The organism is Candidatus Ozemobacteraceae bacterium, from assembly GCA_035373905.1.
In the GTDB taxonomy this organism is placed as follows: domain Bacteria; phylum Muiribacteriota; class Ozemobacteria; order Ozemobacterales; family Ozemobacteraceae; genus MWAR01.
On the sequence record DAOSOK010000018.1, the window covers coordinates 71,490 to 95,434 of the forward strand.

The 23,945-nt window shown below is 60.1% G+C and carries 17 protein-coding genes and 1 rRNA gene; 7 read left to right on the forward strand and 11 right to left on the reverse strand.

Annotation, left to right across the window (positions count from 1 at the left end; all coding sequences use genetic code 11):
* Positions 1-312 precede the first annotated feature (312 nt).
* Both PLU72_10725 and PLU72_10730 read right to left on the reverse strand, forming a co-directional pair.
* Positions 313-933 carry a 3'-5' exonuclease gene (locus tag PLU72_10725; GenBank protein ID HOT28653.1) on the reverse strand — a complete coding sequence of 207 codons (621 nt, stop codon included), beginning with the start codon at positions 931-933 and terminating at the stop codon, positions 313-315.
* Between the two features lie 51 nt (positions 934-984).
* On the reverse strand, positions 985-2,838 hold the full coding sequence (locus tag PLU72_10730; protein HOT28654.1) for a VWA domain-containing protein: 1,854 nt from the start codon (positions 2,836-2,838) through the stop codon (positions 985-987).
* A gap of 222 nt (positions 2,839-3,060) precedes the next feature.
* On the opposite strand from PLU72_10730, the gene PLU72_10735 reads away from it, so the two are divergent.
* Complete coding sequence (locus PLU72_10735) at positions 3,061-3,447, forward strand: hypothetical protein (GenBank protein HOT28655.1); 387 nt, start codon at positions 3,061-3,063, stop codon at positions 3,445-3,447.
* Positions 3,448-3,475: 28 nt separating this feature from the next.
* Here PLU72_10735 and PLU72_10740 read toward each other — a convergent pair whose 3' ends face one another.
* From PLU72_10740 to PLU72_10750, 3 genes are all read right to left on the reverse strand, one after another.
* On the reverse strand, positions 3,476-6,016 hold the full coding sequence (locus PLU72_10740) for a HEAT repeat domain-containing protein (protein ID HOT28656.1): 2,541 nt from the start codon (positions 6,014-6,016) through the stop codon (positions 3,476-3,478).
* A gap of 24 nt (positions 6,017-6,040) precedes the next feature.
* A complete protein-coding gene (locus PLU72_10745) occupies positions 6,041-6,703 on the reverse strand; it encodes a cyclic nucleotide-binding domain-containing protein (protein ID HOT28657.1) in 663 nt (220 codons plus the stop codon).
* Positions 6,704-6,781: 78 nt separating this feature from the next.
* Positions 6,782-8,545, reverse strand: coding sequence for a caspase family protein (locus tag PLU72_10750; GenBank protein ID HOT28658.1), 1,764 nt, complete (start codon positions 8,543-8,545; stop codon positions 6,782-6,784).
* Between the two features lie 225 nt (positions 8,546-8,770).
* Here PLU72_10750 and PLU72_10755 point away from each other — a divergent pair, with 225 nt between their 5' ends.
* The gene (locus tag PLU72_10755) at positions 8,771-9,658 is read left to right on the forward strand and encodes an OmpA family protein (protein HOT28659.1); all 888 of its coding nucleotides are present in this window, start codon (positions 8,771-8,773) and stop codon (positions 9,656-9,658) included.
* Between the two features lie 2 nt (positions 9,659-9,660).
* A complete protein-coding gene (locus tag PLU72_10760; GenBank protein ID HOT28660.1) occupies positions 9,661-11,991 on the forward strand; it encodes a caspase family protein in 2,331 nt (776 codons plus the stop codon).
* A gap of 39 nt (positions 11,992-12,030) precedes the next feature.
* On the opposite strand, the gene PLU72_10765 is transcribed toward PLU72_10760, so the two are convergent.
* From PLU72_10765 to PLU72_10790, 6 genes are all read right to left on the reverse strand, one after another.
* Entirely contained in the window at positions 12,031-12,630 is a 600-nt protein-coding gene (locus tag PLU72_10765) for a 2'-5' RNA ligase family protein (GenBank protein ID HOT28661.1), read from the reverse strand.
* A gap of 155 nt (positions 12,631-12,785) precedes the next feature.
* Complete coding sequence (locus PLU72_10770) at positions 12,786-14,270, reverse strand: pyridoxal-phosphate dependent enzyme (GenBank protein ID HOT28662.1); 1,485 nt, start codon at positions 14,268-14,270, stop codon at positions 12,786-12,788.
* Positions 14,271-14,335: 65 nt separating this feature from the next.
* The gene (gene arcC, locus PLU72_10775) at positions 14,336-15,295 is read right to left on the reverse strand and encodes a carbamate kinase (protein ID HOT28663.1); all 960 of its coding nucleotides are present in this window, start codon (positions 15,293-15,295) and stop codon (positions 14,336-14,338) included.
* 54 nt (positions 15,296-15,349) lie between these two features.
* Positions 15,350-16,552 (reverse strand): YgeY family selenium metabolism-linked hydrolase, encoded by a 1,203-nt coding sequence (locus tag PLU72_10780; GenBank protein ID HOT28664.1) that lies wholly within the window; start codon positions 16,550-16,552, stop codon positions 15,350-15,352.
* Positions 16,553-16,582: 30 nt separating this feature from the next.
* Positions 16,583-17,920 (reverse strand): putative aminohydrolase SsnA, encoded by a 1,338-nt coding sequence (gene ssnA, locus PLU72_10785; protein HOT28665.1) that lies wholly within the window; start codon positions 17,918-17,920, stop codon positions 16,583-16,585.
* Positions 17,921-18,188: 268 nt separating this feature from the next.
* Positions 18,189-19,562: an 8-oxoguanine deaminase gene (locus tag PLU72_10790; GenBank protein HOT28666.1), complete on the reverse strand. Its 1,374-nt coding sequence runs from the start codon at positions 19,560-19,562 to the stop codon at positions 18,189-18,191.
* Positions 19,563-19,915: 353 nt separating this feature from the next.
* Here PLU72_10790 and PLU72_10795 point away from each other — a divergent pair, with 353 nt between their 5' ends.
* The 4 genes from PLU72_10795 to PLU72_10810 form a co-directional block, all read left to right on the forward strand.
* Complete coding sequence (locus tag PLU72_10795; protein HOT28667.1) at positions 19,916-20,506, forward strand: TlpA disulfide reductase family protein; 591 nt, start codon at positions 19,916-19,918, stop codon at positions 20,504-20,506.
* A gap of 135 nt (positions 20,507-20,641) precedes the next feature.
* Positions 20,642-22,147, forward strand: coding sequence for a GAF domain-containing protein (locus PLU72_10800; protein ID HOT28668.1), 1,506 nt, complete (start codon positions 20,642-20,644; stop codon positions 22,145-22,147).
* 6 nt (positions 22,148-22,153) lie between these two features.
* Positions 22,154-22,624, forward strand: coding sequence for an ATP-binding protein (locus PLU72_10805; protein ID HOT28669.1), 471 nt, complete (start codon positions 22,154-22,156; stop codon positions 22,622-22,624).
* 374 nt (positions 22,625-22,998) lie between these two features.
* Positions 22,999-23,945: ribosomal RNA gene (locus PLU72_10810) — 16S ribosomal RNA — on the forward strand; the annotation flags it as partial.

Genomic DNA, 23,945 nt, shown 5'->3' on the forward strand with positions numbered 1-23,945 from the left:
TCTCTCCCGCCGTCGAAGTCTGCGATCAGGCCGCCACCCGCGAGACGGAGAACGAATAATGTGAGGTCGGAATAAGTTCAATATGAAGAGGCGTCTGCGGGGTACCGATCGATCGCTTCGAATGCGGGGCACACTGGTGTTGAGCAATCCTCGTGCCAGTAGCGAGATGCAGCATGAACGGCCACTTGGAGCCGAGTTCCGGCCATGGCGGACAAGGTTGCCCCTCTGGGTGCGTCAGAAACGACACGGCGAGAAGCCAGGCATGACGCGGGAACGGATTGACGTTCATCGGGCGTCGGAGCGGGGCCCGACTCAGCGAGCAGGCGGCGTCGTCGGGAAGATCAGCCCGGCGCGGAGCAGATCGCCTCCCGTCTGCATGCCTTTCCGCTCGAGGAGCGTCAGAAACTCTTTCAGGACGCCTTTCAGGGCGAGCGTGTCACCCATGGCGCGGTGCGCGTCGTTCAGCTTCACGCCGAAATGCTGGGCGACGATGCCGAGCTTGTTCGTCGCGAGCCCGAGAAACTGGCGCGACAGGCGAAGGGTGCACAGCGACGGCATCTGGAGCGGCACCTGGTAATACTCGCGCCAGGCGTGACTGATGAACGCCCAGTCGAACGGGGCGTTGTGCGCGACGAACACGCTTCCCTGGAGGATTCCGGCGATGATCGGCACGACTTCCCGCATGGTGGGCTTGCCGCGGACCATCTCGTTGGTGATGCCGGTCAGTTCGATGATTTTCTGGGGAATCGGCACCCCCGGGTCGACCAGCGTCTCGAACCGCTCCTCGGCGTCTCCCGTGATCGAGATCATCGCGACTTCCGTCACCTGGGCCATGGGCGGCGCGAAACCGGTCGTCTCGAGATCGAGCACGACGTAGGGGATCGAGCGGATCGGCGTGTGTTCGAAGGGAAAGGATACAGCGGAAGGCTTCATACGGCAATGGTATCCATCCCGAAGCGCCAGGTCAATCAGCGGATGCTGCTCTTACCGTTTGGTTTTGTCGGCGGCTGACTGCCCCTGATCTATGATCCGTTCCAGGAGTTCTTTCTCGCGATCGAGGGCCGGATCGCCGATCAATTGCGACTGCTGGACGAAATACTCTTTGAATCGCTTCATCTCACCGAGCTTTTGCGGTGAAACACGCAGCGTGGACGAGGTGTGTTCCCAATAATTTGGGGAACGGGCCTCGTTTTCTGGACGCCCGTCGAGCTGCCCGCGCTCGGTGCGGATCCAGTCTTTCATGAGGGTGACAAGACGGGTCAGGACGACGGCCTTGCGAACGTCCCGCGCGGCGCACCACTCCCCATCATCCGCCGGGGCCGGCGCCGACACGGTCGTCTGATAGACCTTTCCGGAGCGATCCTCATACGAAGCGGTCAGTCGAAGATCGCTGCCCGGGCTGGTTCGCTTGAGTTTGAGCAGGATGATGCCGCCCTTCACCGAGTCATCTTCGAGCGGGGCGGGAAACAGCGTGTTCACCTTCATCAGCAGGCCCGTGGCCTGGTCCGCCTCCGGTGAGCCGTAGACCTCGTCGATGCTGAACGAGTCGGAATGCAGGGTTACGCGAAGATTGAACAGCAGCGGCGTGACCATGTAATCAAACTCTTTCGCGAGGCGCTTCTTGAATTCCCACGGGCTGTGAATGGCGTAGTAGTTGGCGCCGCGGATTTTGGTGATGTGCTCGACCAGCTCCGTCTGGAAATCGATGCCGACCCCGATGAACGTCGTATAGACCCGCTCGGCGGCATACGTCTGTGCGAGCTCGAGCAGGCTGTCGCGGCTGATCATGCCGATATTGGGCATGGCGTCGGTCAGGAAGATGATACGATTCTCATACTGCTCGGGATCGGCGTTTTCGACCCCCGCCAGCAGGCTGCGGCCCAGGCGCATCCCGGCTTCCATGAAAGTACCACCCCACGGCACGATATCAAGGATATGGCGCTTGATGGCCGGCATGTTGGTCTGCCCGACCGCGCGGAGGGGCTTCGCGACGAAGCTTCCGCTGTTGAACAGGACCATGCCGAAGCGGTCGTCGTCCTTCAGGTGTCCGAGCATCTCGACGAGCGACTTCGCGGCAATCTGCATCTTGGTGGCGTTCCGATCCGGATCTTCCATGATGCGGTTCCGCTCGTTTTCGGGAAGCGACTGGTCGTAGTAGTAGGAATGGAATCCGGAGCTCATCGAGCCGCTGATGTCGAGCACCACGACGAGGTTCAGTTTTTTCCGCTTGATGCTCGAAGTGTCGAGATTCGCGCGCAGGCCGACCGAGACGAAGCTGTCGAGACTTTCCGTCAGCGGATTCCTGAGCACGGCCCAGGAGCAGGACGGCTTGAAAAGGCCCTCGGGCGTGCCGCTGGCGGCCGATTCCGAGGTCGCGGATGCCTGGGAGCCCTCGAGGGTATTGAAGGAATAGTCGTAGAACAGACCTTCATACGTGATGTCGGTTTCGTTCGGCAGATTCCCGTAGGACACGTTTTGTCGGAACGTGTTGATATCCTTGGCGCCGCCGACGGCGAATCCCCCTTCGCGCGCTTTCCGGAAATTCGGGATGGAGGCCGCAACGAGGCAGGCGAGGAAGAAGACGACGGCAATCGCCTTGATCAGGAGATAGCTCTCGGAATAGAACCTTTTCAGCATGATGATGCAAAAACGTCCCAGACGCGGCAGGAACGCGATGAACACGGCCGTCAGCAGAAGCAGGGACTGAGGTGACAGTCCCACATTGGTGTAACACCAGTCGTCGGTCTTTCCCAGAAGGCCGGCGAGGAAATTGAATGCCAGCATGAAGAGGGGGATCGTTGCTCCCGCATAGAACAATTTGTCCGTGCGATTCATCATTCATGCCCTCGATTCGATAGGATGCCAGGCGGAGCAGATGCCCTTTGGAGTTCTTCGGATTTTACAGCAAGGATTATACCATGCCCGTTGCGCGAACAGAACGTGCCGGCAGCCGGGAGGGAGGAATGCCGATGCGGGGAGGGCAAACGCAGAACCCGTGGGGAATGACATTTCATGGCTGGTCGGAGTATCTTGAAGAAAACGACTCATGGGGGGGAATCCATGAAACTTTTCAAGTTGACCGGGGTGATCGATCGCATTACCGGAGGCGTGGCGGCCATCGTGCCGGACGACGGTTCCCGCGAACTGTATATTTCCGAGAAGGACCTGGCCGACCCGCGGGAAGGCCAGGAGGTCGATCTGGTTGTTGTTCCGCCTGACAACCCGAACGACGTGTGCAAGGTCGTGTCGTTCGCCCGGAAGAAGGTCGTGAAGCCCGTGAAAATCAAGGCCGACGGCGCCCTTCTCAAGGCCATGATCCGCAGCCGCGACCGGCTGAAGGCGACGCTCGACCAGGTCGAAGCCGACGAAAACGCCGACCCCGAGGTCGTGGAACAGCTTCGCGAAAAGCTCAGGTTCCTCGACCGCGGCATCGAACTCTTTTCATGACGCCGGCCCGGGAATAACAAAGCGTTAATTATATATGACCGCATCGCATGACGGGATCGTTCTCTGGCCCGAGTTGCAGAAGTTGGCGACATCGAACAAGCGGAGGAAGAGGCTCGAAGCCGTCCAGACGAAGATGGAACGCGCGTTTTCTTCGCAGGAGATACCGGTCTTTCGCCTGATCGTCGCCGAGGGTTCCGGGCTCTTCGTGGAGATGAGCGATTTCGAGCGGCTGGCGGAAGCGTTCCCTGCTATCTTGTCCCTGTTGTATGAGGGAAGTGAAGCCACGCCGCTCGGCCACGAACGTTCGTACGACGAGGCGAAGATTCTCGATGCCCTGCGCTCGTCGGCACATATCCGGGATTTCATCAGCCGGTTCTCGCCGCAGGCGGCCGCGGCGCCCGTGAAAGCGAAGAAAGCCTTTTTCAGACACATCATCGCCGCCGATCAACCCGGCGGCACGTCTCACCTTTCCATGGAAGAAGACCGCTACGAGGCCCGGCTCTCCTACCGCGACAAGCAGCACCTGCTGAAGATCATGGAGCATCTCGGAATCCGTCTGGAGACGGTCCCCCGCGAGAACCAGGCGTCCCTGAAGAACACCATCTTCGAGATCGAGGGCGTTCCCGACCTCCAGCAGCCTGGGGACGTGACCCTTCTGGACCTCCCCGCCAGAGTTGCCGTGCACGGAACGCCTGGGTCCGGCGGAACCATCACGGTCATGATTCTCGACTCCCAGGTTTCCAACGACAGACGTTTCAACCTCCCTGAACAGATCAGGAAACTCGACGCCCTCCTCGCGACGGCGTGAATCCCGGCGTTCTATCTGATATCCTGAAAGAAAAGCATCAAAGCCTGGGGTTCTTGATTGTGCGATATCAGCCCCAGCGGTGGAGGCAGAGTCATGAGACGGATCCTTCTCCTCCCGGCTGTCTTGGCCATTTCGGTCTGGGCCGGCGTCCTTTTGGCCGCTGATTCCAGCGGGCTCGAGGAAGGCCGACGTCTCGAGAAGGCCGGGAAGGCCGCCGAGGCGCTCGCAGTCTACCAGCGTGCGCTCGATCGAGGGGCGAATCGCGAGCTGGCAATAGCCGCGGCTGCCCTCTGCGGCAAAATGAAACGATACGAGCTCGGCATCAGTCTGCTTCAGCCGTCTCTGGAAGCCGCGCCGCGAGACGTCGGCTTGCTGAACCTGCTTGCTCTTCTGCATTCCAAGAACGGGCAGGCGGCGGAAGCGGCCCGGCGCTGGGAGCAGGTGCTTGCCATCGATCCGGGAAACCAGTTCTCGCAGGACAAGCACTTTCTCCGGCGCGGTCAGGGAGTTCCAGGCGCTCTCGATTTCCGAAAGTCTCGTAACGACGAGGTCGGGTGAGGCTTTGAACAGCTCCTGGCGGCGTTCCGGGGCGAGAGCGGAAAGAGGGATTTTCGCAAGGTCTGGTTCCGGAGCGTGGGGCGGGGAGGGCGGCGCCGCCTGGTCGGTCAGGGTTTTCAACAGGGCGGCCGCTTCCTCGTAGCCCTTCCGGTGAAGATCGCGGAGACGGCCGAGAATGTCTTCCCGCCGGGCGTTGTCAGCGGAGGGCCACTTCAGGCGGCATTGCTCGATCAGCTCCCGGGCCTTCTTGGCGCGATAGTTCGTCTTGAGCTGCTCGAGAAGATCCTGCGGATTTGCCTGGAGGAACTTGCCCTGGGCTTCCAGAACGCCTTTCAGAATACTTCCGATGATCTGCCGCTTGTCGCCCAGACAGCCTTCCATGACCTCGAGAAGGGCGATGGGCGGGTCGGACGTCGGGTTCACCTGGAAGAGATACCCCGCCCGCGTCAGCAGCGTCGGGTCATCTTCGGCCCCGAGAAACCTCAGCAGCAGCGGCTCGATGCGATCGAAGGGGAAAAAATAGGCATGGAACATGGCCGCGTGCCGATCCTGCGGATCATCCGAGAACAGCATGCCTTCGAAGTGGCGGAGTGCCTCTTCGGGATCCCATTTGTACAGGACCTTGATCGCGCGCGACCGGATCTCGTAATTGGGATTGGTGAGCAATGGAACGATCAGGCTTTGCAGGTTTTCAGGAGCCAGACGCTCGAGTGTCTCGACGGCCGCCGCCAGAACGCGCGGATTGGGATGGCGGCAGAGATCCTCGATGTCCTTCACCAGGTCGGGAGTGCCAAATGTGCGCAGAAATCGCAGCACGAAGGGAAGAACCTCGACGGGATAGGTTTCCCAATGGTGATCCTTCAATGTGAAAACGGTGGCCGGGCCCTGTTCCCGCGGCAGGCTTTCCAGCAGCAGGACGAACCGGATCGGATCCTGGCCGGGATCCCCGGCAAGCCGCTCGAGTTCAGCCTGGATGCGGTCAGGAGGAATCCTTTTCGCGCGGTCTGGAGAGACGCGGGCCAGGATCAGATGCATGTGGAGCCTGGTTGCCGGGTCGGACTCGGCTTCTGCCAGAACCGAGAAGGCCACTTTCAGTTCGTCCGTCCAGGAGATGCTTTCGATGCGCGTCAGAACGGCGAACCGGATTGCCGGATCCGGCGAACGCAGGTCCGAAAACAAGGCGTAGGCAATCTGCTGGCTCATGCCGTTCCTGGCCTGGGAAAAGCCTTATCGATGAGATGCGGCGATCTGCAGGAATGTCTCGCTGATCTTGCGGCAACGCTCCAGGAAATCCGTCTTGGGCAGGATATCGATGTAGTGCTGGTCGTTTTCGATCTTGAACTCGATCAGCGCAAGGGTTTCCATCTGTTTGAGTATCTTCCTGATCTCATCCTGAGGAACCACGAACGCTTCGGCACAGGATTTGACCACGTCCGGAAGCCGCATCATCGCGATGCTGGGCATGTATTTGACGCCCCTCACAGAGTGCTGCATCAGAAGGTGCAGAATCTCGGCGACCCCGACGAAGAGATCGGGCGTTCGGCTGACCAGGTCGGAGGTCTTCTTCAGCCGCTCGACCAGGTTCGTGAGAACGGCGTTGACGAGCTTCGGAGACTGCTCCATGAAATCCTCGAAATCTTTGCGCCCGATCTCGGCGACCCTGGTCGCACCGACGGCCGTCGCCGAAGCCGTTCGCTTCTGGTCCTTCGATAGAAGCGCCATCTCGCCGAACACGGTCACCGGCTTCAGGATGGCCAGGATCGACTTCTTTTCGCCCTGCTGAACCGAAATCTCGACCTGACCTTCGGTCAGCAGATACGCGGTATTGCCGACCTCGCCCTCCCTGAATATCAACGCGCCCGGTGAAAACTCGCGAACCAGTGATTTCATGGCCTGATCCTCTGATGATGGGTTTTTTCCAAGGTAGTATATCCCGGCCTCTTTCGCAACGCGGCGAGGAAACGGACGTCAGGGGATGGTGAGGTAGCTGAGGTCGGCGACGGCGATGCCTCCGGGGTGGTCGCCGGAGTTGCCGCGGCCGATCCCGACGATCTCGCCGGAAAGACTGGCGATAAGTTCCCGCGACCGCGCCGTTTCCGAAACGAACGCACCCGGCTTGACGGGAAGTCCGATTCTGCGCGCGTCAGCCTCGGTTCGGACGGCGATCGCCTTGATCACGTCGCGCCCAAAAGGGGGCTGGGCCTGAAAATCGAAAGAGTCTGACGGCCCAGGCAGGTCGTAGGTGCCGGCCGTGACATGGTTCCCGCCCGAATAGGGATTGGGGAACAGCATGTTGACCGAGCCGTCCGGGGAGATGCCGACGATAAAAATATAGCAGTCATGCGAAACCGCGAAGGAGTAGACAAGCTTTTCCCGGTTCCTGAAGGTCGTTTTGCCGCCCTTGGTGCGAAGATTGACCTGGAAGGGGGTTTCCGGAACCGACAGGTCGAACAGGCTTTTCTGAAGCAGAGCGGCCTTGAGAGGCTTGCCAAGTTCGCTTGCAAGCTGCTCGACGGTTTGCGCGTCCGCCTTCAACACTTCCAGACCGGCGGAATCGGCGAAGATCACTCGCTGACCGCGCCTGGAACGGTCGACAAGACCGATCAGATCACGCGTCGAATCGGGCCCCACGAAATTGAGAAAATCGAGACGTGAGAGTTCGCCCGCGAGCAGGGCGGACTGCCCCCCGGCGAGAAAGAGATTCAGCTTCGCCCGGTCATACGGCTTGCAGATGCGCGCGTATGAAACCGTCGTTCCCCGCACGACAGGCGGCTTCCCTTCGGGGGCGCGCTTCGAGCCCGGAACGGGAGTGTCCAGGATCGTCGACGTGCCGTCCTCCGGGGCCGGAGAACATTGTGGAATCTGCTTGAACCCGGCCGCGTTCAGGCGGTTTTTGGCGTAAAAATAGAGTTCTCGATATGTAATGATGCCGTTCGTGTCGGCGTCGGCGGGTCCTTTCAGACCTGAGCGCAGCATGGCCGAAAACAGCCCGGAGGGAACTCCCGCCGGAGCCTCCTCGACGTCGAGGCATTCCGCGCAGGGCTCGAAATCGCGTGCCGCTCCGAAAAAGACGTGTCCCGGCCAGGGTCCTTTCCCCGCCGGCGGCTCCAGCCCGAAAGCCTGTGGTTGCAACGCATTCTCCGCGGAGGACGGGGGCAGGACCGGCGCTTTCAGCACCCTGGTCAGCCCGGCGGGTTGATCCGAAAAGCTCAGACTGCGGTTTGCCGATCCGGAAAAGCAGGAGTCGATGACGCAGAAGAATTTCCGCCCCTGGAGCGTGGCGAAATACCGGTCGAGGAGATCGTCTGTCAGGAGCCCGTTTCGCTCGTAATCCCAGGGGGCGATGCTCTCGTCCTGCCCGTCCGGTTCGTCGCCGTCACGGTCCGCGACACGGAATCCGTGCCCGCAGAAATAGAACAGAACCGTGTCTCCTGGATCCGTGCCTTTCGCCAGATGCACTGCGAATGTTTCGAGAATCTTTCTTCCCGTCGCTTCGGCATCGAGGAGGGTGACGATGTCCGCATCCCGGAATCCATACCTGCCGATGAGGATTTTTTTCAGGAATAGGCAGTCGTTCACGCAGCCCTCGAGACGGTCTCGGGATGACGGATACGCGTTGATGCCCACGAGAAGAGCCTTGAGACGGGCACCCTGGGCGATGCCCGAAAGGCTCAGAAAAAGAGCAATGAATGCGCAGATCCTCGCAAGCGCAGGAAGGCGGAAATCTCTCATCGTCTCACTCCCGAAATCTCTGTTCTTGCGAAGAGTCTACCAGAAATTCGCCCCCTCGGTGCTCTTGTCACGATTTTCCGGGTTTGTTACCCTGATCGTACACAGACGCATTCGTTCGAGAGGAAAACACCACACGTCCTTTGCGCCGTACCGCCTTCGGCCCGAAGATGACGAAGGTCGCAGTCGGGGTGATCCGCGCAGGGAACGGAGAGCCGGGGAGGAGCCATGTCGTGCCGTTTCGTGCGACCGATGGTCGTATGTATATTGATAAGTATTGCATCGACTCCTGTGAGCGCCGATCGCACAATGGCGATCTCGTTCGTCGAACAGGGTCTGCGGGCGGCGGATGTCGATGCGAAAATCCGGTGTTTCACGCAAGCCTGGGAGGCGGATGAGACCTATGCGGTTGCCGCGATCAATCTGGCGACGGCCTATCAGAAGAAGGGAAAAACCGATGACGCCGTCCGCCTGTTCCAGGCCGCGCTCGAGATCGCGGAAGCGGCGGGCGACGCTCCGGCAGCCGCACAGGCGCTGTTCGGCCTCGGCGATGTCGCCTATGAAGGAAGACGGTACGGAACCGCCTGGGAATACTACCGGAAAGGGCTTGTTCACAGTCCCGGCGATCCCGAGACGAAGAGCCGGATCGCGACGCTGAAAAAAAATATGCCCCAATATTTCACCTCCGACGGCGAGTTCCTGTTCAAAGACCGGGATCAGATCGCCGCCGGCCTGCAGTTGAAGCGCGGCACGGGGGTCGTTCCTCGGTCTGACGGCGTCGATCTGCCGATTCCCTTCGAATACGACAGCGACGGAATCTCGACGGAAGCGGAACTGCAGATGGCCGCGCTGGAAGAGGCGGTGAAGACGCTTGCGCTGGGCATCATCGTCATCAACGGCCACTGCGATTCCCGGGGCGATCCGGAATACAACCTGAGGCTGTCGAGGCGCAGGGCCGAATCGGTGAAGCGGCGCCTGATGAAAGCCACCGGCTTCCCCGCGGGCCGCTTCCGGACGAACGGATTCGGCTTCGAACGGCCCGTCGTGCCGGATGCCCGCACCGAGGCTGATCACCAGAAGAATCGCCGCGTCGAAGTCGCTCTCGAGGCGAAATGACGATGAACCGTTCCATCCTGGCAGGAATTCTTCTGACTGCTTTCTGCGTCCTGCTCGCCGTCGACGGCGCGTTCGCGAAACAACCCGCGGCAGCTTCGAAACCAACGCGCCGGTGGGTCACGCCATCCGCCTCGTCGCAACCGGACCTCGCCCAAACGGGGCAGATGCGTCGCGTCGCATTGCTGATCGGGAACGCGGCGTATCGCTTTGCGCCGCTGGCGAATCCGCTGAACGATGTGCGGCTGCTGGCTGCGACCCTGAAATCGTGTGGGTTTGACGTGCAGCTGCTCGAGAACCAGTCACGAAAGGGGATGATCGAGGCCCTGAAGGCGTTCGAGGAAAATCTCGCCGGCAAGGACGCCGGCCTGTTCTACTTTTCTGGCCACGGGTTGCAGATCAAGGGCGAGAATTTCCTGGTTCCCGTCGATGCCGAGGCCTCGACCGAGTCCCAGATTTCCTACGAGTGCTTCGAGGCGCGCCGGGTCATCGACGCGATGCAGGCGGCCCGGGCGCGGGTGAACATCATCATCCTCGATGCGTGCCGGAACAATCCGATCGTCAGGAGTTCGCGCTCGATCAGCGGCGGCCTCGCGAAAATGGAGGCCGGCGACCAGATGATCATCGCCTACTCGACCTCGCCTGGCGACGTCGCGCAGGACGGCAGCCAGGGCGGGAACTCCCCGTATCTCGCGAACCTGGTGAAGCAGTTGACGGTGCCCGGCCAGGAAATCGAATCCATGTTCCGGAACGTGCGCCGGGGCGTCCTGCGCGACACCGGGAACATGCAGAAACCGTGGGAACATACGAGCCTGGTCGACTCGTTCAGTTTCGTCCCCGGAACCGCGCCTTCCCGGCGCCCGCCCGAAGAGCCTGTTTCCGCAAATCCCGCGGGGGAACAGCCTGCGACGGAGGATCTGACCGGAGGATCGATAAGCGCCCTGGAAAAAGCGGCTGAACGGGGGGACGCCCGAGCTCAGGAACAACTTGGGAACAGGTATGAAAATGGCGATGGGGTGGCAAGGAATCCCGCCAGGGCTTTCGAATGGTACCGGAAAGCTGCGGCTCAGGGCCTGGCCAGGGCACAGTATCGGCTTGGAAACTGCTATCACGACGGATTCGGAGTCGCGAAGAATTTCTCCAGCGCAGCCGAATGGTATGAGAAGGCGTCTCAACAGGGCGAAAGAGATGCTCAGGTCAGTCTTGGCGGCATGTATGTATATGGGGAAGGCGTAAAACAGGACTTCGCCGCCGCCGCGGAGTTATATCAACGTGCCGCGCTGGCAGGCCATCCGTATGCCCAGATGAACATGGGATTGATGTGTGAGCGTGGCGACGGAATGCCTCGCAATATGTCCAAGGCCCTCGAATGGTATCGGAAAGCCGCTGACCAGGACCTGCCGGAAGCCTGGGGAAAACTGGGAGTATTATATAGCGGAGTCTTTGGAATACCCGGGGATCCCGCGAAAGCGAAGGAATGTTTGGAACGGGCGGCGGCGAAAGGGCATGCCGTCGCTCTCGAAAATCTTGGTGTGATGTATGAAACCGGAAACGGCGTGCCGCAGAATTTCGGCAGGGCGATCGAACTGTTCCAGCAGGCGGCAGACAATGGGGTGGTTCATGCGTTGTCGAAGCTGGGCGTTCTGTATGCGAACGGGACCGGGGTCGGCAAGGACCTGGCCAAGGCCGCGCGCCTGTTTCAGCAGGCAGCGGACCAGGGAGATGCCGACGGGCAGGTGAATCTCGGCCAGATGTACGAACTCGGGGACGGCATGCCGCAGGATTATTCAAAGGCATTCACCCTGTATCAGCAAGCCGCGGCACAGGGCAACGTGGGTGGTCGGGTCAAACTCGGCGTCTTGTACGCAGATGGGAACGGTGTCCCGAAGAACACCGCGAAGGCGTTCGAGCTCTTTCGAGGCGCCGCGGAAGAGGGGAATCCCATGGGCCAGACAAATCTCGGTTTCATGTACGAGCTTGGAGACGGGGTTCCGCAAGATTTCGCAAAGGCCCGCGAGCTGTATCAGCTGGCCGCGAATCAGGGATCTGCGATCGCCCGCTACAGGCTCGGGGCCATGTATGCGAACGGCCTCGGTGTCAGAAGAGATTTCCGCAAGGCCGCCGAGCTGTTTCGGAGCGCCGCCGAGCAGGGAAATGCCGATGCCCAGATGAACCTCGGGATGATGTACGAGCGGGGCGACGGCTTTCCACAGAATATCTTCATCGCTGCAGACTGGTACAGAAAGGCCGCAAGCCAGGGGCACGCCGAAGCTTTGAAGCGGCTCAACAGGCTGAATATGCCGAACATCCCCCCGATGCCGATGAGACACAGATGACGGACGGCGCTTTGTCCTGGCGGGGTAAAAAAGACGGGGTCAATAATTTCGCCGGTCGAATTTCGGCAGGGAGAGCTTTGGAAGAACCTGGTAGACGTCGTTCGGCGTGAAAACGACAAGGTCGCTCAGCTTGAACATGCGTTTCGCGGATTTGTGCGACCGGTGAATGAGCTGGTTCAGCTGGTCGAGATCGCCGTTCCCGACCTGCTTTGAGAGCGTGATGTGCGGCTTGAAGTTCTCGGCGTCGGCGTGGGGAAACGGGTCGATCGCCTTTCCGAGCCCCAGCCTGACGGCCTCATGAAACTCCTGCAACTCCCTGCTCGGAAGCACCTTGAGATAGACGAGCGGAGACTTTTCGGCGGCATAGGAAAACAGGCCCAGCCCCCGCACGAACACCTTCATGGGAAGAAACGGCCTGGCGATCTCGGCGATGCGCGGCAGAAGGTGGCGAACATCCTGCTCCGTCATGCCTTCGTTCGGATACGCGAGATACTTGATCGTCAGGTGCGACAGGTCGATCGGGTCGAACTTCACGCATAGCCCGTTCAGCCGGCGGTGCCACGTCGCGATCAGCCGCCTGCTCTCCGCCGGCAGCCTGAACGCCAGCGTATACGGCAACCTGCATCCCCTGTTGTCCATGATATATATCTTTATTATATTTGTATGCTTGAAAATTTCCGGTCGCAAAACCGGCTTGCCACCATCGTTTCAAACTTCACTCTTCGAACTTCAAACTTCATCTGTTACCAAGAAAGCCCCGGATGATTCCGGGGCTTTCATGGTAACAGATGCGATTAGAGTGTGTCGAGAACCTTGGTCTGGGCGTTGAACTCCTCGATCAGCTTGTCCCACTTCGGGGCCTGGGCAGCGGCTTCGACCCAGAACTCGGGATCCCATAGCTGGTTGATTTCTTCGAACGTCTTCCCTTGCTGCTCGACCCAGGTGTAATACTTGAGGTTGTGCAGTTTCTTGCGGTCGTGGTAGCCGAGCTCATGCACGTGCTGGATGCTCTCCCCGAGCAGATACCGCTCCCAGTCGATGACCGCCTGGGTGGAACTGTATTTCCCGTGCGACTGCTGCAGCTCGGTCACGCGCGAGGCATACATCTCGGCGGCGTCCGTGAACGGCATGAACAGCACGTCATTCTCGTCCATCTCGAAGAACTTCGCGGTCTTGATGGCCGAGAGCATGTTGCTGATGCTGCTGATGCCCATCAGAGGCAGCATCTTGATGACGTCCTCGGAAACGCCCGCATCGCGAAGCGCCTTGTGGCCTTCCGGCTCGTTGAACAGGCGCAGGATGCGCATGCAGTTCTCGTCGTCGACGGCCACGACGCCGTCGGTGTTGCGGACGTTGTGGACCCACGGTACGTGCTTGTCGCCGATGCCTTCGATGCGGTGATCGCCGAACCCGTTCCAGAGCAGGGTTGGGCACTGGAGCGCCTCGGAAGCGATGATCTTGCTGTGCGGAAAGACGGTCTTCAGGTAATCGCCGGCCGCGATCGTCCCGGCCGAGCCGGTCGCGGAAACCCAGGCGGCAAGCCTGTTGCCGGGCTTCGCAATCGCCTTGAACGCCTCTTCGACGGCGGCGCCGGTGACATGATAGTGCCAGTTATAGTTGCCGAACTCGGCGAACTGGTTGAAGATGACGACCTTGTCGCCGCGGGTCTTGATCAGCTCCCAGCACTTGTCGTAGATCTCCTTCACGTTCGACTCGCAGCCGGGGGTCGCGATGACCTCGCTGGTGCCGATCTTGCGCAGCCAGTCGAACCGCTCCTTGCTCATGTTCTCGGGCAGGATGGCGATCGCGGGCGTGTCGAGCAGGGCGCAGTCGTAGGCGCCGCCGCGGCAGTAGTTGCCGGTGCTGGGCCAGACGGCCTTCTGGGTTGTCGGGTCGAACTCGCCGCTGACGAGCCGCGGAACGAGACAACTGAACGCCGCGCCGACCTTGTGGGCCCCGGTCGGGAAATACTTGCCGATCAGGCCGACGATGCGGGCCTTCACGCCGGTGATCTTCGAGGGCAGCTCGAAATAATTCACGCCGCCGAACGTGCCGCTGTTCACGTCGTTGTGCCAGTTGATGCGGAACAGGTTGATCGGGTTCACGTCCCACAGGCCGACGCCGTTCAGCTTTTTCAGCACCTTCTCGGGAATCAGCTTCGGGTTCTTCATCTGGGCGTAGGTCGGGATCAGGATGTGCTTCTCATGGCATCGCTTCACGGTATTGGCAAGCACGTCCTTGCGCATCTTGAGTTCGAACTTCTTTGCGTATTTCGACATGGTGTTCTCCTCGATGTCTGGAAAGAAAGCCGGCCGGGGCTTCCCCCGGCCGGACTGGAAGCGGATTACGGGTAGATGTGCGTCCCGGCCTGGCCCTTGACGGCCCGGGCCAGGTTTTCGGGGTTCGTGATGATCGCGTGCTTGCCGCCCGCGCGCAGGAAGTTCAGGACCGCCTTGCACTTGGGAAGCATCGAGCCCGGCTTGAAGTGACCTTCCGCGATGTATTTCTCGAGTTCGAGCGCGGTGCACTTGTCGAGAGCCTTCTGGTCGGGCTTGCCGAAGTTTAGATACACCTTCTCGACGGCCGTCGAGATGATGAACGCATCGGCTTTCAGATTCTTGGCGAGCAGGCCCGATGCGTAATCCTTGTCGATGACCGCAGCAACGCCCTTGAGCATGCCTTTCTCGTCGCGAACGACCGGGATGCCACCGCCGCCGACCGCCACGACCACGAAGCCGCGGTCGGCCAACGCCTTGATCGAGTCTTCCTCCACGATTTCCTGGGGCAGGGGGGAGGCAACGACGCGCCGCCAGCCGCGGCCCGCGTCTTCCATGATGTCCCAGCCTTCCTTCTCCTTGCGCGACTTAGCCTCGGCCTCGCTGTAGAACTTGCCGATCGGCTTCGTGGGCTTGAGGAAGGAGGGGTCGTCCTTGTCGACGACGACTTGCGTGACGACCGTCACGACGTCCTTCTTGATGCCGCGCTTCTTGAACTCGTTCGCCAGCGCCATCTGGAAATTGTACCCGATCGCGCCCTGGGTGTCGGCCACGCAGGAATCGAGCGGAACCGGATGGATCTGGGAGATCGACAGATCGCTGCGCAGCAGGATGAAGCCGACCTGCGGCCCGTTGCCGTGCGTGACGACGACGTTGTACCCGGCCTCGATCATGTCGGCGATGTGAACCATCGTATTGCACGCGGCCTGATACTGATCGGGAACGCTCTGGCGCTTCTCGTCCTGAATCAGGGAATTGCCGCCGACGGCGACGACGGCCAGTTTGCTGGTCTTCGGTTGTTCGGTCATGGGTTCCTGTTTTCCTTTCGGTGTCATAGAAAGATATCTATGGCTATAAAGACGTCACTTCTTGAGCGCCAGCGGCAGCATGGCGTAGAACTCGGCGCACTTCACCACCTCGGCGAGCGGCACCTGGTCGTTGACGGTGTGCGCATGCACCTCGTTGCCGGGGCCGAAGCCGATCGACGGGATGTTCGCCTTGCCCATCCAGTAGGTGCCGTTGGTCGAGAAGACCCACTTGTCGACGACCGGTTCCTTGTCGTCGTGGCAGGCCTTGTAGGCTTCGATGCCCGCGCGGACGAGCGGATGCTTCGGATCCAGGGCCCACGGCGGATAATACTTGCTGACCGGGAAGACGAAGCCGGTATAGCTGGGCGTATCGTAGAACAGCTCTTCGACCTTGCCGTTCTTCATGCTGGGCAGCGACTCGAGCTCCTTGATCGACGACTCTTCGTTCTCGCCGAAGGTCAGGCGCCGGTCGAGGTAGATCGTGCACTCGTCGGGAACGGCGTTCAGGCTGGGAGTCTTGCACTCGATCTTCGAAACCACGACCGAGCCCTTGCCCAGGAACGGGTCGTCCTTGAACATGTGCGACATCTTGCTGATCTCGTCGATGATCGGGGTCATCTTGTAGATCGCGTTGTCGCCCCGTTCCGGAGCCGATGCGTGGCAGGTGCGCCCCTTGGTCGTCACCTTCAGCTCGACGCGGCCGCGGTGACCGCGGTAGATGCGCATGCAGGTCGGCTCGCCGATGACGACGAAATCCGGCTTGATCTTCTCGGTCTCGACCAGCGAATGCGGGGCGATGCCATCGCACTCCTCTTCCATGTTGCCGAAATAGTACAGGCTATAGCCGTCGAGCAGGTTCAGGTCCTTCAGGATCTTGAGCGCGTAGACCATGCCGGGGGTCGAGCCCTTCTCGTCGCAGGCGCCGAGCGCATACAGGATGCCGTTCTCGACCTTGCCCTTGAAGGGGTCCCATTTCCACTGGGTCGGGTCGGCGATACCGACGGTGTCGATGTGGCTGTCGAACACGATCTTGACGGGGCCGTTGCCCACGCGTCCGACCGAGTTGCCCATCTTGTCGACGAACACCTCGTCGAACCCGAGCTTCTTCATCTCGTCGTTGATGCGCTTCACGACATCGCCGATCTTCGATTCGTAGCTCGGAATCGCGCAGATGTCGCGCATGAACTGGACCATCGCCGGCTCATGCTTCTTGACTTCGGCCTGGATCTTTTCAATCATGCCCTTGTCGATCTTCATGTGGTGCTCGCTTTCCTTGTCTTGGTGTATTCAGAACCGTTCCCACAGGGAACGGGCCAGTTCGCGCGACTTTGCGCACATCTCGGCTTCCTCGCCGTCGGCCAGGAAGGTGAGTTTGCCGTCGTCGTAGATTTTTTTGCCGCGACAGATCGTCGTGTTGACCGTAGCGCTGGTGAGGCCGAACAGCATGTGGCCCAGCGTGTTGCCGGCGTTGATCGGGGTCGGAGGCAGGTAGTTCCAGATGACCATGTCGCTGGCGGCGCCTTCCTCAAGCACGCCGATCGGCGTCTTGAAGATGTTCGAGGCCAGGGCCGGGTTGTTCTGGGAATACATTTTCCATACTTCCCCGTATGCTTTGCGCGGGTCACCGGCCTGGTGCTTGTGCAGGATGTTCGCCAGGGCGAAATCCGGCAGCGGGGACGGGGACATGCCGTCCGTGCCCATCATGACCGGCACTTTTTCCCGCATCATCAACTCGATGTTTGCGCAGCCGACCGCGTTGTTCATGTTCGAGCGCGGGTTGTGCGCCACGTTGGTGCGCGTGAGCGCCAGCGTGTGGATGTCCATCTCGTCGACGTGGACGCAGTGCGCGAAAATGCTGTCGGGGCCGGTGAGGCCGACCCGGTGCAGACGGTCGACGACCGAACGGAAGCCGCGCCGGCGGGCATCCTCGAGGTCGGCCTTGTCTTCGCAGACGTGGATGTGACACCCGACCTTGAGCCCCTTGGCCAGTTCGGCGGCCCGGGCCAGCGTCGAATCCTCGATGGTCATGCTCGCGTGCAGGCCCATCATCGCGGCCATGTCGGGCTCGCTGTCGAGCTTGATGCCCCGGATGAAGTTCGCGTTCTCCTCGAGGCCCGCGTCACGCCGCGAAGCGCCATCGCGGTCGGAAACCTCGTAACAGAGACAGCCGCGGACGCCGCACTTCCGAAACGCCTGCTGAAGCGTGTTCAGCGAGCCGCCGATCGCGTGAGGGCTGGCGTGATGATCGATCAGGGTCGTGACGCCGGAGCGAACCGCTTCGAGAAGCGGGATCATCGCGGTCAGATACAGATCGTCGGGTTTGAGGGCCTTGTCGAGCCGCCACCAGAGCCGCTCGAGGATCTGCACGAAGTTCTCGGGCGGGGCGTCCTTCAGGGCGATACCTCGCGCGAACGTCGAATACAGGTGCATATGCGCGTTGATCAGGCCGGGCGTCAGCAGCAGCCCGTTCGCGCTTTCGAATTTCGCCTTGGGAAAGCGCTTCTTCAGCTCGTCCGTCGTTCCAACGCCGTGGATCTTCTTCTCGTCGAAAGCGACCGCGCCGTCCTCGATCACCTGGTGGTTGGTGCCGAGCGTCGCTACCGTAGCATGTCCGATGATCTTCATCCGTTCACCTCGGGTAAAAGTATCCCTCGTAACAACGATAAACGGCGATCCGTCACAGACGTTCGCCGCTCCTGTTCATAGCATGGAGAATATGGTGTGGAAGCCCGACACCGTCATCCCGTTCCTTATCGTACCGTTCTCTCGTTTCTCAAGAGAGGAACGGCCGAAATCTACCACACCCCCCGCCCATTGTCAAAAACTATGGGTTTCGGAAAACGCCACGTGTTTCCGTCGAGGCGGGTTTGAATCCCGCCCCGACACCAGCATTTTACGCTTTGCCGAAATACAGCTCGCGGCTGCGGCGGTTCTGCAGACGAACGATTTCGGACAACTCGTCGTCGCTGAAGCGGGTGAACTTGCCGGCGTTGATGAGCAGCTCGCCGTGGACGACCGAGAGATCGACGTTATCGACCGCGCAGAAGACCAGCGCCGCCAGCGGGTCGGTCGAGCTGCCGGCCTGCCGAAGCGAGTCGAGCCTGAAACCGACGAAGTCGGCTTCCATGCCGGCCTTCAGAAACCCGATGTCATCACGGCCGAGCACCTTCGCACCGCCGAGCGTGGCCATCTTCAGCACGTCCTTCGCCGTGATGCACTTGGCGCCGTTCTTCACGCGCTGCAACAGAAGGGCGTTCCGAACTTCCAGCATCATGTTCGAACAGTCGTTGCTGGCCGAGCCGTCGACCGCGATGCTGACGGGAACCCCGGCCTTCTGATACTCGACGATCGGCGCGATGCCCGAGCCGAGTCGCATGTTGCTGGTCGGGCAATGGGCGACGCCGCCCTGCGCCTTCGCCATGCGTGGGATCTCGGTGCCGGAAATATGGACGCAGTGCGCGTAGAACGAGTTGTTGTCCATCCATTCCAGCTGTTCCATCAGCTCGAAGGGGCGGCAGCCGTACATCTTGATGCAGAAGTCGTCCTCGTCATGGGTCTCCGCCAGGTGCGTGTGACATTTGAGGCCGTTCCTGTTGGCATACCGCTTGGCCTCGACCATCAGCTCCTTCGTCACAGAGAACGGGGAGCAGGGCGCCACGACGATGCGCGTCATCCCGCCCGACTGCGCCTCGTGAACCTTCTTCACCAGCCGGTCGGTCTCCTCCATGATGACGGCTTCGGTCTGCACGACGGAATCGGGCGGCAGGCCGCCGTCCTTCTTCGAGCGCGACATGCTGCCGCGGCACAGGTGAAACCGGAGGCCGGCGCGCTTCGCAGCCGTGACTTGGCTCTCGAACAGATGGGACTGGCCCGCGGGAACCAGATACGAATGGTCGACGGCCGTGGTGCAGCCGCTCTTGAGGAGTTCGAGTGCCGCGACCGTCGTTGACAGGTGAAAATCGTCGGCCGTCAGCTTCGCCCAGAGCGGATACAGGTTGACGAGCCACTCGAACAGCTCGGCGTCCTGAACTTTCGGAAAATTGCGGGTCAGCGTCTGATAAAAGTGATGATGCGTGTTCACGAGGCCGGGAATCACGATCATTCCTTCGCCGGAGATGCTTCTGGCGGTGCCGGCCTTCTCCGCAAGCTCCGATGCGGATCCGACGGCGGCGATCTTCGAGCCTTCGACGAGCAGCGAGACGTTTTCCAGGACAGGTTCGTCACCACCGGCCCAGAAGTAGCTGATATTCCTGATGAAGAGGTTCATTCCATTCCTCCGGAGGTATTTTTCTCAACGGCACATATTACCACAACAAAGGGCAAAATCGCACGATGCCCTCGTCGCAGGGCAAGTGCATCCGCATTATTGAGCCCTGTATAACAAAATGCCAGTTTCGCGTTCCCGTTCGTGCTGAGCCTGTCGCGAAGCACGAGAGACCCTCGTCCTTCGACAAGCTCAGGGCGAACGGGAGATTCGCTGAATCACTGAACGGAATTTCATCTGCGCCATCTGCGGACCGGTTCCTGTTCCGGTGTCCGATTTGTCCCCGCCGGGATTGACCGGGGTGGGTGCTTGTGCTAGACTTCGCCCAACAATCGGTTCAAGGAGCAGCAGAGAAGATGAAGAAGCGGATCATTCGAGCTTTTCTCGGCGCGGGAATCGCTGCCGGCATGATGATGAGTGGCCCTCTCGCGGTGAACGCCGCCGAGAGCAAGGATCCTTCCAGCATGGTCAACATCGGCGGAGACGCCGGTGCCGCGATCGAACCCGAGATCGAACTGAAGGTCGGCGACCCCGCTCCGGAATTTTCGCTTCCGAACCTCGTCACCGACAAGATGGAAAGCCTGAAGGATTACTCCGGCAAACCCATCATTTTGTTCTTCATTCAGAGCGCCTGCTACTCCTGCCTCCAGGAAGCCAAAGCGCTCAAAACCCTCAAGGAGCAATACCCCGGCATCGAAATCATCGCGATCGGCGTTGATCTCCTCGGAAAACCGATGCTGGTCTCCTGGGCTGCCCACAACAACATCAATTACCCTGTGCTTCTCGACCCGATCTTCTCGGTGCCCGAGAAATACGGCTTCTCCTTCACGCCCAGTTCCGTCGTTATCGACAAGGCCGGGAAGATCGCGATGGTTCACGCCGGCTATCGTCCCCAGGACCTGAAGCTGTTCGAAGACAAGATCAAGGAACTTCTGGCGCAGAAATGACGTGACGGGCGGCCCCGCCGGCAGGCAGGGCCGTCGTTGCATGACCTGTCTTTCCTCGACGCGAACGCTGGCAGGATATCCCGAGAGAGATTCGGTAATAGTGAGAGCTATACATAAAGGAACCGATGGCCGGCCATGACACAGGAAGCTGTCGACAGGAAGAACGGTGCGGCCCTGACGCCCGCGCAGGTGGATATTCTCATCTATACCTGGCGGCAGATCTGCGTCGAGGAGCACCTCGAGGGCGTCTTCGCCCTGCTGGTCGATTCCGCGAGACGCCTGACCGACGCCGAGCACGCCTCGATCGCTCTCATCGAGGGCTCGAAACTGCGGTTCGTCGGCTCGACGCGCGAAGACCAGGCTGCCCGTGGGAACGTCGTCGTCCCCCTCGGCGCCGGGATCCCCGGCAAAGTCGCCCAAGACGGTATAGGGCGCCGTATAGAATGCGGCGATTACGTGAGCCCGGTTACGCGCATCAACGCCCCGCCTGTCCATAACCTCGAGCATCGCTCCCTGGCCTGCGTGCCGCTGAAGGTTCGCGAAGAGATCATCGGAACCCTCCAGGTGTACAACCGCGTCGGCGCCCCCAAATTCGACGAGACCGATCTCGAAGCGCTCCAGGTGCTCGCCGACCATTCGTCGGTCACCGTCGAACGGCTGCGCCTCCAGAAAAACCTGCTGATCGAGTCCAGTCGGGTGCGTGGAATCTTTCAGGCTCTTACCGACGGCATCATGGTCGTCGATATGTCCGGCAACCCGGTTTTGTACAACCAGGCGGTCGAAAGCCTCTTCTTCCCCGACGGCAGACAGAACTACGCGCTCGCCACCTACGTCAGCAACGTCATCCGGAGCGGCGAAACCTCCGGTTCCTCCGAAGTGGTTCTGCTCAAACCGCACGAGATGATTCTTTCGAACCGCTTTGTCACGATCCCGGGAACGGCCGGCAACCCTGCGGAAGTGATCGTATCGATCCGCAACATCTCTGATCAGCGCGCGATCGACCGGCGGTTTTCCCAGTTCTACGCCCTGATGCTCCATAAGCATGCGAAGCTGATTCGACGAGCCTGGAAGCAGAAGGATCCGGTTCAATCGCGAAAACTGCTGCGCCGCCAGAAAGAATCGATGCGGCATCTCATCTCGCTGACAGAACTGAAGAGCGGCCCTCTGAGGCTCGAACGGGGAAACTGCAGCCTTACCGACATCTACAGCAAGGTGAAAGCCAGGTTCGAGCGCGGCTTCCAGCGCATCGGAATCCGCCTCGAAGATTCGGGACTGCTTTCCCATGGCCAGATCGCAGGGCGCTTCGACAGCTCCCGCATGACCCTGATGTTCAAGACACTGTTCATGCAGGCGAAGCGCACCTTGAAAAATGGCGAGAAATTCATCTGGAATGCCCTGCCGTCCGTCGGACGTATCGACCTATTCGTTGGCATGCAGGGCGCGGGCATTTCCGAACATATCCGTCAGGACGCTCTCGACTGGAACGCTCAGGTCGACCGCATCATTTCGGGGGAAAGCACATCGCTCGACCTCGACCTCGCCTTCCTCGGACACATGGTTCATGCCCATAAGGGTACGATCACGATCTGCCGCGACAGCGACGACGAGACGTCGATCAAAGTCGCGCTTCCCCTGGGGTAATATGAGATGATTCCGCTCAACGATTCAACCCGCATCAGAAGATACGCTTTCGACGAGGTCGTGCGCGTACCCTGCCTGCTGAGCGAAGTCGGGAAGGTCCGCGACCGGATCGGGAGCAAGCTCGAGACTCTCGGATACAGCCCCCGCGTGAAAATGAACATTGCGCTTGGCCTCGAAGAGGCGATGATGAACGCAATCGATCATGGCAGCCTCCGCGGTCAGCCGGTCATCGAGGTCGGCTCGACCGTCAACGCCCAATGCTGCATCCTCCAGGTCACCGATTTCGGCGGCATCACCTTCAACCCGGAGTATTTCGAGAAGCTCGCCGAAGTGAAAGAATGGGGTAAGGGCGGGCGAGGCATTTTCCTGCTGAAGCGCCTGATGGATGAAGTGTACTACTTCTTCCATCCTGAGAAGAGCACCTCTGTCGTCATGATCAAATACAGGGAGGCTCCACCGGCCATGCCGGAAGCCTGAATCAGAAACCAGCCGGGAGGTTGAACGGGCGGTACACAAAATCGAACGTGTTCCTGTTTCGTCAGACCTGCGGAAGGCCTTGAACACAGGGTTTGATGGGGTGAAAAACTTTTTTTGAAAAAGGGTGTTGACTCGAAGACCCGAAGGTGTTACTATAGACCCTACCAACGGGGCGCACCCCCCGAGGTACCGATCGAAAGACCGGGGCTCATTGAGAATAAGATCGAGGGACCAAGGAAGACGCCAAGTGGGCTTCCGGGCGTGGTCGCAAGATTGCGCCGAGGAAGTTGAGTTTGTTAGACCGAAGTAATTCGGGATAAAAACTCCATGAGTTGATAGAAGGCGGATCTGCAAAGAAACGCTTTTGAATAATTTTCGTGGAGAGTTTGATCCTGGCTCAGGACTAACGCTGGCGGCGTGCCTAACACATGCAAGTCGAACGGTTCTGTTCGTGATAGCAATATTGTGGACAGGATAGTGGCGAACGGGTGAGTAACACGTAGGTAATCTACCCTTTGGATGGGAACAACTCAGGGAAACTTGAGCTAATGCCCAATGAGACCACGTCCCGGGAGGGATGGGGCCAAAGGCGGGGCGAAAGTCTCGCGCCAATGGATGAGCCTGCGGCCTATCAGCTAGTTGGCGGGGTAAAGGCCCACCAAGGCGAAGACGGGTAGCCGGCCTGAGAGGGCGAACGGCCACACTGGGACTGAGACACGGCCCAGACTCCTACGGGAGGCAGCAGTGAGGAATTTTCCGCAATGGGCGCAAGCCTGACGGAGCGACGCCGCGTGAGGGATGAAGGCTTTCGGGTTGTAAACCTCTTTTGTTTGGGAAAAAGGTCCGCGTGCTCATACCACGTGGATTTGATGGTACTAAGCGAATAAGCCCCGGCTAACTACGTGCCAGCAGCCGCGGTAATACGTAGGGGGCGAGCGTTGTCCGGAATTACTGGGCGTAAAGGGCGTGTAGGCTGTTGGGTAAGTCTGGTGTGAAATGCTACGGCTCAACCGTGGCACTGCGCTGGAAACTGCCTGACTGGAGTGCAGGAGGGGTCACTGGAATCCCCGGTGTAACGGTGAAATGTGTAGATATCGGGGGGAACACCTGTGGCGAAGGCGGGTGACTGGCCTGCAACTGACGCTGAGACGCGAAAGCGTGGGGAGCAAACAGGATTAGATACCCTGGTAGTCCACGCTGTAAACGATGAGTGCTAGGTGTAGGGGGTATCGACTCCCTCTGTGCCGCAGCAAACGCATTAAGCACTCCGCCTGGGGAGTACGGTCGCAAGATTAAAACTCAAAGGAATTGACGGGGGCCC